Source organism: Quyinboa mangrovi (genome assembly GCF_042219825.1).
GTDB lineage: Bacteria > Bacteroidota > Bacteroidia > Bacteroidales > UBA5342 > JBHJHP01.
On the sequence record NZ_JBHJHQ010000003.1, the window covers coordinates 648,665 to 663,015 of the forward strand.

The window sequence follows — 14,351 nt, forward strand, 5'->3', positions numbered from 1 at the left end:
ATGATTAAGAAAATAAGTATTTATGCCGTTTTGCTGACACTTTTACTGGCATCATGTAAAACAAGTGAACATGTTCCGGTAGTCACTAAATCAAAAAGTTATCAAACGAATCTTTCAGATGAGAATCAAAGAAAGTTTGATTATTTTTTTATTGAAGGTAACCGGTTTAAACTAGATGGTGATCTGGAGCGGGCTGCGAAAATGTTTAGTCAGTGTCTTCAACTCGATCCTAAAAGCGCAGCCACATATTTTGAATTAGGTAAATTGTATCTGGCATCACAGGATATTACTAATGCTATTAAAAATATTAAGATAGCTGCAGATTATAATCCGGAGAATGAATGGTACAGATATTATCTTGCCGGTTTGTATGAGCAAAACAAGGATTACGATAATGCCATACTGCAGTATCAGATTTTAACTCAGAAATTTCCCAATAAACAGGAATATCAGTATCATCTGGCCGCATTACTTACGCAACAAAAACGATTTAAGGATGCTATCGCCGTGTATGATAAAATAGAGCAACAGGATGGAATAAGTGAACCTATATCTCTTGAAAAGCATAATTTGTACCTGCAGGCAAATGATCTTAAAGGTGCAATCAGTGAAATTGAAAACCTTAAAAATGAGTATCCCAATCAACCACGGTATCATGTGTTATTAGGCGATGCTTACATTGATGGTAAGGAATATAAGAAAGCATTGAAGGAATATAATAAAGCAATAGCTATTGATCCGGATTATGGTCCTGTTCATATGTCGTTAGCTGGTTATTATGATATTCTTAATGAACCGGAAAAATCACAGCAGGAGTTAGTGAAGGCTTTCGAAAGTAATTCCATTCCATTTGAGAATAAACTGCGCATTTTGGTTCAGTATATGATGCAGACTACCAAGGATTCTACCAAAACCGAAAATCTTGTGAGTTTGGTGAATGTGATGCTCGATAAGCATCCTAATGAGCCTGATCTGCATTACTATTACGGCAACTTTTTACTGAGCCAGAATCAGAAGGAGGATGCACTTGAGCAATTTAAACAGGTGGTAGAACTTGATCCGTCGCGATATGAAACATGGTTACAAATTGCCGGATTTTATATGGATGATCAGGACTGGAAAAAAGTTATTGAAATGGCCGATCATGCTATTGATGCACAACCTGCCATGCCACAGGCTTACATGTACAAGGGCATAGCTGCTTTTCAGGAGGAAGATTATAAAACAGCATTGAATGCATTTTTAAAGGGCGCTGTATATAGTTCTGATGATAATAAAGATATGAAAGGGCAGTTTTATTCAAATATTGGGGATGCATATTATAAACTTGGTGAAAGTAAAAATGCGTTTGAGTATTACGATAAAGCACTTCAACTGGATGATCATAATCTGCTGGTATTGAATAATTACAGTTATTATCTTTCATTGGAAGGACACGATTTGGACAAAGCGCTTGAAATGAGTTCTAAATGTGTTGAACTGGAACCTAAGAACAGTACTTATCTTGATACCTATGCCTGGGTTTATTACAAAAAGGGAAATTACACCATGGCAAAGTATTTTATTGAACAGGCCATTGATAAACTCGATCAGGATAATGGTGAGGTCTTTGAACATTATGGTGATATTCTCTTTAAATCGGGAGATAAGCAAAAGGCATTGGAATGGTGGAAAAAAGCAAAAGCTGCCGGATACGATTCGTCTGAACTGGATAAAAAAATTGAATCTGGTGAATTGGTCAATTTGTGAAAAATAGAATAGGCTCACATATAGCATCCGGATTTCTGATAGTTGTACTTGTTTCATGTTCGGTTACAAGAAAGTCAGTTGTTACTGGTGATATATATTCCGGGCTTAATGAAAAGAAATTTATCAGGCTCATTGAAACCACTTCCTATCATTCTTTTAAAACACTTGAAATATCAAAGTTCACAGCTAATTATTCAGGATCAGAAGAAAAGAAAAACTTTAAGGGTTTTATACGTTTGAAGCACGATAGCGTGCTTATGGTTTCGGTTTCTCCGCTAATGGGAATAGAATTATTTCGTTTAAGACTTGACCGGGATTCTGCTGGCTTTATAGACAGGTATTACAAAACCTATTTTTTAGATGGATTATACGGCCTAAACCAAAAGTACGGATTGCCGGCTGATTTCAATTTAGTACAATCTTTCTTACTTGGTTACGATCCATTTTTGGATAATTCTGAAATTGTGCCGCGTAAATTCAGGGAAACAAACGATTTTTATTCAGTTGAGTATTATATTCCCGTAGAAAAGTCTAATTTTGGGATTGAATATTTTTATGCTAAGAATCTGAAGATTAAGCGTATATTGGTTATAGACTTTGCGGGAGGTTCATCATTAGATATTCATTATGGTTCCTATTTTGAAAAGAATGATGTGTCTTTTATACCAAACGAACTGAATATAACGTTTATAAGGGGAAATACCATTGATAAACTTGAACTCAGCTTTAAAAATGCTGAACTGAATAAAACTTTAAATTTTCCATTTAGCATATCTGATAAATACACCAGAGTTAATTATAAATGAAAAAATCTGTTATAATACTTTTCCTGGCTGTTTTGCATTTATCTGCTTTTTCACAGACTCTTGAGGAATTAAAAAAGCAACGAGAGAAAACGGAGAAGGATATAGAATATACCAATAAATTATTGGAAAAAACGCAGAAGGATACCCGATCTTCGCTGAATAAAATAACAATTATTGGAAAGCAGATAGATAACAGGAAGCAACTCATTAGTGGCATTAATAAGGAAATACAACTTATTGACAATGATATTGTTGATAAAAGAAATAATATATCAAATCTTGAGGCTGAAATTGCGAAGTTAAAGAAGGAATATGAAAGTGCCATTTATCATACATGGAAGACCCGTAATGCTCAGAACAGGCTAATGTATGTGTTTTCCGGTAAGGATTTGGGTGAGGTTTACAGGCGAATCAGATATTTGCACGAGTTTAGTAATTTCAGAAAGCAACAAAGTGAATTATTGCTGGCAATGCAAAAGGATCTGGAAAAGGAACTTAGGGAAGTCGAGGAGAAACGGGAAGATAAATTGAGTCTACTGGATTCAAAGACCAAAGAACAGTATAATTTACAGCTGGAGCAAAATAAGCAGGATGTGTATGTTAAAGATTTGAAATCGAAAGAAAGAAATCTTAAAAGGCAATTGGCTCAGCAACAAAAGAAAAGGGATGAGTTAAGTTCGTTCATAAAGAAAATAATAGAAGAGCAGATAAAAGCCTCTAATAAAGGTAAATCAAATACGTCACCGGGTAAATTTTCTTTAACTCCTGAGGAAAAACTGGTGTCTGAACAGTTTGATAAGAACAAAGGTAAGTTGCCATGGCCTGTAGATCAGGGTATAATAATATCAAAGTTTGGTACGCATAAAAATGCATTAGTAAGTTCTGTTACTGAAAATAACCCTGGCATTGATATCTTAACAGATGAAGGGACAGAAGCTCGGGCAGTTTTTAAAGGAAAGGTTTCAGGAGTCTTTATGTTGGCTACAAATACTTTGGGAGTTACAATTCGTCATGGTGAGTATATTTCATTTTATGGCAATTTATCACAGGTTTATGTAAAAAGAGACGATATTGTAGATACAAAGCAAACAATAGGGAAAATTTTCACAGACAATATTGAGACAGGTTCATCAGAATCCAGTAAAACAGTTCTATATTTCAGTATTTATAAGGGTATTGTAAATACTAATCCAGAATACTGGTTGGCGCGTTAAAATGGAAATCAATTTTTTTTCTGAAGATGTAGCGATGCCTGAGTTCGATCAGGAGTGCATTGCGGATTGGATTGACTTTACGATTAGATCAAAAGGACTTTCCACGTGGAACATTTCAGTCATCTTTTGTTCCGATGCCTATTTACTGAATATTAACAGGCAATATTTGAACCATGATTACTACACTGATGTTATAACATTCGATTATAGCGAAAATAAGCTTGTTTCCGGGGATGTTTTTATATCAGTGGATATGATTAGGTTTAATGAGATGAAATTCGCTAAAAACGAAAAGAATGAGCTTTTTCGGGTAATTATACACGGCGTGTTACATCTCTGTGGATATAAGGATAAAACTGAAACGGATAAAAATGAGATGACAAAGCAGGAGAATCTTGCACTTTCCCACTTATCTTGCTAGCATATAACTTACGAAATTAGCAGGTTAAACCTCTGATTTATTATTTTTGCATTGAAATTTGTTAATAATGAGATTTGATTACGATATTATTGTGGTTGGCGCCGGACATTCTGGTTGTGAGGCAGCAGCAGCAGCAGCCAATTTAGGCTCAAAAACTGTGCTCATAACCATGGATATGAATAAGATTGCACAGATGAGTTGTAATCCGGCCATGGGAGGAATTGCAAAAGGGCAGATCGTAAGGGAAATTGATGCACTGGGTGGACAGGCAGGAATTGTAACGGATGACACGGCTATTCAATTCAGAATGTTAAATCGTTCCAAGGGTCCTGCTATGTGGAGTCCACGTGCGCAAAGTGACAGGTTCAGGTTTATAGAGCGCTGGCGTAATATTCTTGAAAATACTGATAATCTGGATTTGTGGCAGGATACGGTGAAGCAATTAATATTTAAAGGAAATACGGTTATTGGAGTCAGAACGGCGTTGAATGTTGAGTTCAGGGCTAAATGTGTTATACTGACTAATGGTACTTTCTTGAACGGATTGATGCATATCGGTAGGGTGCAAATTGGAGGAGGTCGTGTGTCGGAACCCGCTTCATATCATTTGTCAGATCAGCTTTCTGATTTCGGATTTGTTACCGGACGTATGAAAACCGGAACTCCGGTGAGAATTGACGGGAGAACAATTGATTTTTCGAAATTAATACCTCAGGAAGGTGAAAATGATTTTCATAAGTTTTCATATCTTGATCATGAACCGAGAAGACTAAAGCAACGGAATTGTTATATTGCTCATACTAATGGAGACGTCCACGAATCGTTACGGCAGGGACTTAAGGATTCTCCGCTTTACAATGGCACCATTAAAAGTATCGGGCCGCGGTATTGTCCCAGTATTGAAACAAAGATTGTAACGTTTGAAGAAAAGGACAGACATCAGTTGTTTTTGGAACCGGAAGGTGAAAATACGCAGGAATATTATCTGAATGGATTTAGTTCTTCGTTATCCTTAGATGTTCAGTATCAGTCTCTTAGAATGATATCTGGGTTCGAAAATGCTAAGATTTACCGTCCTGGTTATGCCATTGAATATGACTTTTTTGATCCAACACAGCTAAAACATACTTTGGAAACAAAACTCGTTGATAATCTGTACTTTGCGGGTCAGATTAACGGAACAACAGGGTATGAGGAGGCCGGTGCCCAGGGTATTATTGCAGGAATAAATGCACATCTCAGGGTTCATGGAGATAAGGAGTTTGTTCTGAACCGTGATCAGGCATATATTGGAGTGCTGATTGATGACCTGGTGAACAAAGGTGTGGATGAACCATACCGTATGTTTACATCTCGTGCGGAATATCGTATTTTATTACGGCAGGATGATGCGGATGTAAGGTTGACACCTTTGGCATATGACTTAGGACTGGCTACAAAGCATCGGAAGGATCTTCTGGATGAAAAACTTGAGTGGAGGGATAAGGTTATTGATTTTGTGAATAACTATTCGGTAAAAAAGGATAAGATTAATGATAAGCTCGAAGCGTTGGGAACAGCTCCTTTAAAACAAGGCGTAAAGTTAAAAGATGTAGCTTTGCGTCCACAGGTTACATTTAAGGATCTCGCTGAAATGGTTCCGAAGTTTAAAGAGCTTATTGATCATATTCCAAATAGAAAGGAAGAAATTGTTGAGGCCGCAGAAATTCTGATTAAATATGAAGGTTATATAAATAGAGAAAAAGTTATCGCTGATAAGTTAAGCCGTCTTGAAAATATTAAAATTAAGGATAAATTCAACTATAATGATCTTTTAAATTTGTCAACTGAAGCAAGGCAGAAACTGACTAAAATTAATCCCGAAACAATTGGACAGGCCAGTCGGATTTCCGGAGTTTCACCTTCTGATATTAACGTTTTATTGGTATTAATGGGTCGTTAAAATTTGTGTTCCACGTGGAACAATTCGATAAAAATAATAATAATGAAAATTGAACAGATCAAAGCATCGATTCGTGATGTCTATGACTTTCCTAAAAAAGGAATTGTATTTAAAGATTTAACCACCTTGTTTAAGGATGCAAAATTGTTTGCTGCAACAGTAGAACTATTCGTGGATAAATATAAGGATAGTGGTATAACAAAGGTTGTAGGTGTAGAATCGAGAGGTTATTTTTTAGGACCTGTTATTGCATATAAACTGGGAGCAGCTTTTGTTCCGATCCGTAAACCAGGTAAATTACCTTCCGATGTTTTCAGCGAACATTACGATCTGGAATATGGTACTGACAAGATAGAAATTCATAAAGACGCACTGGAGGAAGATGACATCGTTTTACTGCATGACGATTTGCTTGCAACCGGAGGAACCATGGAAGCGGCAATAAAACTTGTAAATCGCTTCAACCCGCAGGGGCTTTATGTAAGTTTTATTGTTGAATTACTCGCATTAAATGGCATTGAAAAACTAAAGGACAAAAGCGACGTTTTCTCTTTAATTCAGTTTTAATATTGAATCGTGAAAGGTGAAAACCAACATAAAGATGATCTGAAAAATCAGGTTTTAAACCTTCCGGGAAAACCAGGTGTCTATCAGTATTATGATAAGGAAGGTAAATTAATATATGTTGGTAAAGCCAAAAATTTAAAGAAAAGAGTCAGTTCCTATTTTACCAAAACACATGATTCTGCCAAGACTTCTATTCTTGTAAGAAAAATTCACTCCATAAAACATATCGTGGTTGATACCGAACAGGATGCCCTGTTATTGGAAAATAATTTGATAAAGGAGAATCAGCCGCGATATAATGTAATGCTGAAAGATGATAAAACCTATCCATGGATATGCATTAAAAATGAACCCTTTCCGCGCATCTTTAAAACCCGTAAAATTATAAAAGATGGTTCCGAATATTTCGGGCCATATACATCCGTACATATGGTTAATACCATCTTGGGTCTGATCCGACAATTGTATAAACTTCGCACCTGTAATTTAAGTTTAACTGAAAAAAATATCAAAGCCGGAAAATTTAAAACCTGTCTCGAATATCATATAGGTAATTGCAAAGCACCCTGTGTCGGTTATCAGGAAAGGAGAGAATATGAAGAAAATATAGATCATATCCGGCAAATTCTGAAAGGAAATATTTCGGGAGTAAAGCATTATTTAAAGGATTTGATGACAGAGGCTGCACAAAAACTGGAATTTGAGTTAGCCGAAACCTATCGTCAGCGACTCGAAATCATTGAAAAATATCAGAGTAAATCTGCTATCGTTAATCCTAAAATTTCAAATGTAGATGTATTCTCTATCATCGATGATGAAAAAGAAGCATACGTCAATTTTATTAAAGTGGTAGACGGAAGTGTTATCCAGGCCCATACCATGGAAATTAAAAAACGGGTAGAAGAAGATAAAGAGGATCTTTTATTAACCGCACTTTTTGATATACGCCAACGATTTCATAGTACGTCTAAGGAATTAATTGTTCCTTTTAAACTAAACATGGAACTGGATGATATTAAGTTTACTGTTCCACAAAAGGGAGATAAAAGGAGCTTGTTGGAACTATCCGAAAGGAATTTGAAATATTACAGGGCAGATAAATTAAAGCAAAAACAGCAACTGGACAAATCGCAAAACGTTGTTGAAAAGTTGAAAGTGGTACAAACAGATTTGCATTTGGACCACCTTCCGGTTCATCTGGAATGTTTTGATAATTCCAATTTACAGGGAACAAACCCGGTTGCTGCTTGTGTGGTTTTTAAAAATGGAAAACCTTCAAAAAAGGATTATCGGCATTTTAATATAAAAACAGTAGAAGGTCCTAACGATTTTGCTTCGATGGAAGAGGTGGTTTACCGAAGGTACAGGCGCTTGCTGGAAGAGGGAGAACAGATACCACAGCTTGTTGTAATTGACGGAGGAAAGGGTCAGCTCGGAGCTGCTGTTTCTGCTTTGGATAGATTGCAATTCGATAAGCGACCTGCGCTTATTGGTATTGCTAAACGACTGGAAGAGATTTTTAAACCCGGAGACAGTATTCCGTTATATCTGGATAAAAATTCCTATACTTTAAAACTGATTCAACAGATGCGTGATGAGGCACACAGGTTTGGAATTACCTTCCACAGAAACAAAAGATCGGCTAATTTTATTTCGTCGAAATTGGAAGCAATCAAAGGAATAGGTCCAAATACGCTCGAAATTTTATTAAAGGAATTTGGATCTCTCAAAAAAATTGAGGAAGCAAAAGTTGAGGATTTAGAAAAAGTGGTTGGTAAGTCTAAGTCTCGGATTATATATAATGAGCTGAAAGATAAGTAGTTATGACAATGAACGAATTACAAGTATCTGTAGATCAATGGATTAATACAATCGGTGTTCGGTATTTCAGTGAATTGACAAATATGGCAATCCTAACAGAGGAGGTTGGAGAGCTGGCCAGGGTTATGGTCAGAAAATTTGGGGATCAGTCAACCAAACCCGGAGAAGTATTGAACCTTGAAGATGAGATGGCTGACGTATTGTGGGTACTGGTATGTCTGGCCAATCAAACCGGTGTTGATTTGGAAGGTGCCATTCAAAGGAATATTGAGAAAAAGACCAATCGCGACAAAGACCGTCATAAGAATAATGAGAAGTTGAAGTGAGTTTAAAGGTATTGCTTCCTTCGATACACTGCTTCGCAGCACTCAGTAAGCTACATATTTTTAGTACAAAGATTTATTTTGAAAGGATCTACCTGGTCACTGAGTGAAACAAAGTTTCGTATCTAAGCGACCATTCTATTGCTTCCTTCGATACATTGCTCTGCTGCACTCAGTAAGCTGCAAGCTTTTACTACAAAGATATATTTTGAAAAGATTTACCCGGTCACTGAGTAGAATCTATAATTCGTATCGAAGCGACCGTTCTTAAGCAGCTATTTTCTAAAACATTAACGAATAAAACCGGTTTAATTTTTCATCCAGCTCACTTATACTTGTATAAATACCTCCTCTGAAGAATTCTTTACCATCAAGGAACAGTAACATTGTTGGGGATGAAAGCACGTTGAATTCTGCTACATATTCCGGATAATCGGCAATGTCGAGTACATGAAATCTGATGTTTTCATATTTCGCTTCCAGCAGTTCCTGAACTTTTACGCGTAGTACTTTACAGGGTTGACACGTTTCATTTTTAAAATAGAGCAACACTGCGGGATGTTCTCTCAGTTCATTTTTTATATTGATCGGCATGTTATTTTATTCTGTTTACGGTAAAGTCAATAAAGTCTTTCAGTGCACTCTTGATGTCACTGTCAGGATACGTATCAAGAATTGAATGTGCTTTGGAAATCTCTCTTTCAATGGCATTTTCAGCATATTCAATGCCTCCTTCCAGCACAGCAAAACGCGTAACTTCTTTCATTTTACGGGTACTGTTATTGTATCGTTTAATGGTTTTAATAATCCGTTTTTTTGTATGATCATTGGCTTTATTTAATGCATAAATTAATGGAAGTGTTATTTTCTTCTCTTTCAGATCGTTACCTATAGGTTTGCCAATAATTCCTTTTGTCTGATAGTCAAAAATATCATCTCTGATCTGAAAGGCAATCCCTAATGCCATTCCAATGTCTTCAATTTTTTTAATATCCTCTTTGGAAGCATTTACCGAAATTGCACCGGCCTTTGCACAACTTGAAAATAAAATTGCGGTTTTCATTCGGATAATGTTGTAATATTCTTCCTCTGTAATATCAAGGGTTTTTGTTTTCTCCATTTGCAGGATTTCTCCCTTACTCAGTGTTTTGCTGAGGTCTGACATGATATAAAGGAAATCGTAATTGTGGGTATCAACAGAAAGGGTTAATGACGTTGAAAGCAGGTAATCACCCATTAAAATGGCATTCTTATTGTTCCATATAGCATTGATTGATAATAATCCTCTTCTTTCATGCGTTTCATCAATCACATCATCGTGAATCAACGACGCATTATGCAACATTTCAAGAGAAGCCGCAGCACGGGTAGTATTAATATTGGGTTCAGCAAATAACCGTGCAGCTAAAAATACCAGAGTAGGCCTCATAAGTTTACCTCTCTGTTTGAGAATATATTTATTAATAGCCTGAATGCGTTTGTAATTGTCCTGGAGGATATCTTTATAGAATTCAGAAAATGCATCCAGATCTTTTTGTATCGGTTGTTTTATTTTTTCGAGTTGATCCATCCTGATTGGTTCAAAATAAAGCCCAAAGGTATAAAATATACATCATACATAAACAGTTAAATACTATTGTTGCCTACTGAGTCTTATACATTTAAGTTTTTTTAAAGTCATAACATATAGTAAGATATTGATATGAAAATATTTATTTGCGTTTTGGCAATTATTAATATATTTGCATAATAGTAAATACCCCGTAAATATGATAGAAGAAAAAGATAGTATCAAGGGATTGGATCATGTTGAACTGGAACGGATGGCTGATACTCTGAAAGTAATTGCTCATCCGGTCAGAATTTCAATTTTGGGTCTGTTAGAAGATGGTTCAAGACTTACTGTAACAGAAATATATCAAAAGCTGGATATTGAACAAGCGCCGGCATCACACCATTTAGGTTTACTGAAATCCCGCGGATTGCTAAGGAGTCAGCGTGAAGGTAAAAGTAACTTCTATTATATTGATAGTGATGCTATTAGTGAAGTAATGTGTTGCTTTAAACGTTGTACAAGTACACTCTGATAAACTTTTTTAAACCTGTTCTGTTTATCAGAAAAAACTAATATGTCAAAAATAAGAGTAACAAAAGAGTTTCGGTGGGAGATGGCGCATGCCCTGTGGAACTATGACGGCCTGTGTAAAAATATTCACGGACATTCTTATATTCTTTATGTAACCGTTATTGGTGAGCCGATGATGGATAAATCAGATGTTAAAGACGGTATGGTAATTGACTTTGGGGATTTGAGCCGTATTGTGAAAAAAGAGATTGTCAATAAAATGGATCATTCCGTTGTGTTGAATAAAGATATTCCGGATAAAAGTTTTTTGGATGTAGAACAGATGTATGACAGGTTATTTTTAACAGATTATCAGCCAACATGTGAAAATATGGTGATTGATTTTGCGGAACGGATAAAACTGCATTTACCTTCCGGGGTTGAGTTATTTTCAGTGAAATTATACGAAACAGCTAAGTCGTTCGCCGAATGGAATATGAACGACAATTAGCTCTAATTAAACTCAATATATATTCAAAAAGCGCTGTTTCAGCGCTTTTTTTGTTAGTCAGTATTTCACTTTAAGTGAAGCCCTGAATAAGAGGAAATGGAATTATTTCCTTACCTTAGTCAGCATTCCAAAATTGATTGATTATGTCAGAAAAAAAATTATTCCTTCTTGATGCTTATGCCTTAATATTCAGGGCATACTATGCATTTATCAGGAATCCGAGAGTAACAACCAAAGGTCTTAATACTTCCGCAATATTTGGTTTCACGAATACATTGGATGAACTACTCCGAAAAGAAGACCCGGCTTATATCGGCGTTGTTTTCGATCCTCCCGGACCTAATTTCAGGCATGAAATGTATGAGGAGTATAAAGCTAACCGTGATGCAACACCCGAAGACATTAAGCTGGCTGTTCCATATATCAAACAGATTCTTGACGCTTATAGAATTCCCGTGATTGAAGTTTCCGGTTTTGAGGCGGATGATGTGATTGGAACTCTTGCGAATAAAGCTGCTCAAGATGGATTCGATGTATTTATGATGACGCCGGATAAGGATTTTGGCCAATTGGTTCACGACAATATTAAAATGTATAAACCTGCAAAATCAGGGAATGATGCTGAAGTTTGGGGTGTGAATGAGGTGAAAGAAAGGTTTGATTTAAGTGATCCTAAGCAGGTAATTGATATCCTGGCATTAATGGGAGATGCTGCGGATAATATTCCCGGTTGTCCCGGTATAGGAGAAAAAACAGCCATGAAGCTTATCAGTCAGTTTGGTTCTGTTGATGGCATATATGAAAATCTTGAACAACTGAAAGGAAAGCAAAAGGAAAACCTGGAAAACTTTAAAGAACAGGTGTACCTGTCACGTGATCTAGCCATAATTAAAACAGATGTCCCCGTTAATTTTGATCCTGATGGATTGAAAAAAGAAGATTTTGACCGGCAGAAGTTGGCAGAATTGTTTGAAGAACTGGAGTTTCGGACAATGAAAAACCGTATCATTGGCGATGTACAGAAGGATCCGGTTCAGGGAACATTGTTTGGATCAGACGATACCGAAGTAAACGTTTCCGTAGACATGCCTGAGACAGGACGTGAAAATATTCTCACTCGCAAACATGAATATATCCTTGTGGATGATGCCATGAAACGTGCTTCCTTAAGGGCTGAACTGGCAACAAAGAAGGAGTTTTGTTTTGACACCGAAACAACAGGTCTGGATCCACTCGAAGCAGAATTGGTTGGAATGGCATTTTCTTATGCCGACCGACAGGCGTTTTATGTTCCGGTTCCTGCAGATCAAAGCGATGCAACAAAGCTTGTACAGGAATTTAAAGCCGTTTTTACGGACTCAAAAATTTTGAAAATTGGACAGAATATCAAATATGATATTCTTGTCATGCACAAATACGGAATTGAAATAAAGGGACCTGTATTTGATACCATGATTGCGCACTACCTGATTCAGCCTGAATTGAAACATAATCTGGATGAACTGGCAATTCAATACCTGAATTACGATACCGTAAAAACCGAAGAACTGATTGGAAAAAAAGGTAAGAACCAACTATCCATGCGTGATGTGAAGGTGGAAGAGGTTAAGGATTATGCAGGAGAGGATGCTGAAGTAACATATCGTTTGAAACCATTCCTTGAAAAAGGGCTTAAAGATGAAAAGATTACCTCTTTATTTTATGACCTTGAAATGCCCTTGCTAAAGGTATTGGTTAAAATGGAGGTTGCCGGAGTAAAACTTGATGTGGATGCACTAAAATCCTATTCCCTGCAACTGAATGAAATGATTGAGAAACTGGAGAAAGAGATCATTGAAATGGCCGGCATGGAGTTCAATGTTTCATCGCCGAAGCAGGTTGGTGAGGTGCTGTTTGAACACTTGAAAATTGATGATAAAGCGAAGAAGACAAAGTCAGGGCAATACTCTACTTCGGAAGATGTACTGGTAAAATTACGTAACCGGCATGAAATTGTTGATAAGATACTGGATTACAGGGGATTAAAAAAACTTTTGAATACCTATGTAGATGCGCTTCCGGAGCTGATCAATTCACGCACGGGTAAAATCCACACCTCTTTTAACCAGGCCATTGCTGCAACCGGAAGATTAAGTTCCACAAATCCAAACCTGCAGAATATTCCAATACGGGATGAGGCCGGAAGAGAACTGCGGAAGGCTTTCGTGGCATCCGATGCAGATCATCTTTTCTTCTCAGCGGACTATTCCCAGGTGGAATTACGGCTCATGGCGCATATGAGTGAAGATAAAAACATGCTGGGTGCATTTAATCAGGGTGAAGATATTCATGCTGCTACAGCGGCAAAAATTTATGGTATTTCGCTGTCTGATGTGGATTCGGATATGCGTAGAAAAGCAAAAACAGCCAACTTTGGAATTATTTACGGCATTTCGGCTTTCGGCCTGTCTGAACGTTTAAACATACCTCGCAGCGAAGCCAAACAACTGATTGACGGCTATTTTGAAACCTATCCGCAAATAAAGGCTTTTATGGACAGCAGCATAAAGGATGCACGCGATAAAGGCTTTGTAACTACCATTTTGGGGCGAAGGAGATATTTACCGGATATCAACTCCAGGAACGGAATGATCCGAGGGATGGCTGAGCGCAATGCCATTAATGCACCCATTCAGGGTTCGGCGGCAGATATCATTAAGCTGGCTATGGTTAAAATTCAGGAACGGTTCGATGAAGAAAATCTACAGTCAAAGATGGTACTGCAGGTACATGATGAACTGAATTTCGATGTGCTGAAATCTGAACTGGATACCGTAAAAAACATTGTAGTACAGGAAATGGAAAATGCATATACGCTGAATGTGCCGTTAACTGTGGACTGTGGTAGTGGTGCAAACTGGTTGGAAGCGCATTAAATAACGATTTCAAATGA

Annotated in this window: 13 protein-coding genes; 11 read left to right on the forward strand and 2 right to left on the reverse strand. The window is 37.0% G+C overall.

Annotated elements, in window-relative coordinates:
- The 8 genes from ACE1ET_RS08630 (at nt 1) to ACE1ET_RS08665 (ending at nt 8,846) form a co-directional block, all read left to right on the forward strand.
- A complete protein-coding gene (locus ACE1ET_RS08630) occupies nt 1-1,749 on the forward strand; it encodes a tetratricopeptide repeat protein (RefSeq protein ID WP_375727983.1) in 1,749 nt (582 codons plus the stop codon).
- A complete protein-coding gene (gene lolB1 / locus ACE1ET_RS08635) occupies nt 1,746-2,555 on the forward strand; it encodes a lipoprotein insertase outer membrane protein LolB1 (RefSeq protein WP_375727984.1) in 810 nt (269 codons plus the stop codon). The genes ACE1ET_RS08630 and lolB1 overlap by 4 nt, the downstream gene beginning before the upstream one ends.
- On the forward strand, nt 2,552-3,769 hold the full coding sequence (locus ACE1ET_RS08640; protein ID WP_375727985.1) for a murein hydrolase activator EnvC family protein: 1,218 nt from the start codon (nt 2,552-2,554) through the stop codon (nt 3,767-3,769). The genes lolB1 and ACE1ET_RS08640 overlap by 4 nt, the downstream gene beginning before the upstream one ends.
- Nucleotide 3,770: 1 nt before the next feature.
- Nucleotides 3,771-4,190, forward strand: a complete 420-nt coding sequence (ybeY, locus tag ACE1ET_RS08645) for an rRNA maturation RNase YbeY (RefSeq protein WP_375727986.1) — start codon at nt 3,771-3,773, stop codon at nt 4,188-4,190.
- A 67-nt stretch (nt 4,191-4,257) separates the two neighbouring features.
- The gene (gene mnmG, locus ACE1ET_RS08650) at nt 4,258-6,132 is read left to right on the forward strand and encodes a tRNA uridine-5-carboxymethylaminomethyl(34) synthesis enzyme MnmG (RefSeq protein ID WP_375727987.1); all 1,875 of its coding nucleotides are present in this window, start codon (nt 4,258-4,260) and stop codon (nt 6,130-6,132) included.
- A 42-nt stretch (nt 6,133-6,174) separates the two neighbouring features.
- Nucleotides 6,175-6,699 (forward strand): adenine phosphoribosyltransferase, encoded by a 525-nt coding sequence (locus tag ACE1ET_RS08655; protein ID WP_375727988.1) that lies wholly within the window; start codon nt 6,175-6,177, stop codon nt 6,697-6,699.
- A 9-nt stretch (nt 6,700-6,708) separates the two neighbouring features.
- Nucleotides 6,709-8,520 (forward strand): excinuclease ABC subunit UvrC, encoded by a 1,812-nt coding sequence (gene uvrC, locus ACE1ET_RS08660; protein ID WP_375727989.1) that lies wholly within the window; start codon nt 6,709-6,711, stop codon nt 8,518-8,520.
- A gap of 8 nt (nt 8,521-8,528) precedes the next feature.
- A complete protein-coding gene (locus ACE1ET_RS08665) occupies nt 8,529-8,846 on the forward strand; it encodes a nucleotide pyrophosphohydrolase (RefSeq protein WP_375727990.1) in 318 nt (105 codons plus the stop codon).
- A gap of 279 nt (nt 8,847-9,125) precedes the next feature.
- Here the strand turns inward: ACE1ET_RS08665 and ACE1ET_RS08670 are convergent, their stop codons facing one another.
- On the reverse strand, nt 9,126-9,437 hold the full coding sequence (locus tag ACE1ET_RS08670) for a thioredoxin family protein (protein ID WP_375727991.1): 312 nt from the start codon (nt 9,435-9,437) through the stop codon (nt 9,126-9,128).
- 1 nt (nt 9,438) lies between these two features.
- On the reverse strand, nt 9,439-10,413 hold the full coding sequence (locus ACE1ET_RS08675) for a polyprenyl synthetase family protein (protein ID WP_375727992.1): 975 nt from the start codon (nt 10,411-10,413) through the stop codon (nt 9,439-9,441).
- A gap of 199 nt (nt 10,414-10,612) precedes the next feature.
- On the opposite strand from ACE1ET_RS08675, the gene ACE1ET_RS08680 reads away from it, so the two are divergent.
- The 3 genes from ACE1ET_RS08680 to polA all read left to right on the forward strand — a co-directional run bounded on the left by ACE1ET_RS08680 (nt 10,613) and on the right by polA (nt 14,334).
- Nucleotides 10,613-10,930: an ArsR/SmtB family transcription factor gene (locus ACE1ET_RS08680; protein ID WP_375727993.1), complete on the forward strand. Its 318-nt coding sequence runs from the start codon at nt 10,613-10,615 to the stop codon at nt 10,928-10,930.
- Nucleotides 10,931-10,972: 42 nt separating this feature from the next.
- A complete protein-coding gene (locus ACE1ET_RS08685) occupies nt 10,973-11,419 on the forward strand; it encodes a 6-pyruvoyl trahydropterin synthase family protein (RefSeq protein WP_375727994.1) in 447 nt (148 codons plus the stop codon).
- Between the two features lie 143 nt (nt 11,420-11,562).
- The gene (gene polA, locus ACE1ET_RS08690; protein ID WP_375727995.1) at nt 11,563-14,334 is read left to right on the forward strand and encodes a DNA polymerase I; all 2,772 of its coding nucleotides are present in this window, start codon (nt 11,563-11,565) and stop codon (nt 14,332-14,334) included.
- The last annotated feature ends 17 nt before the right edge of the window (nt 14,335-14,351 follow it).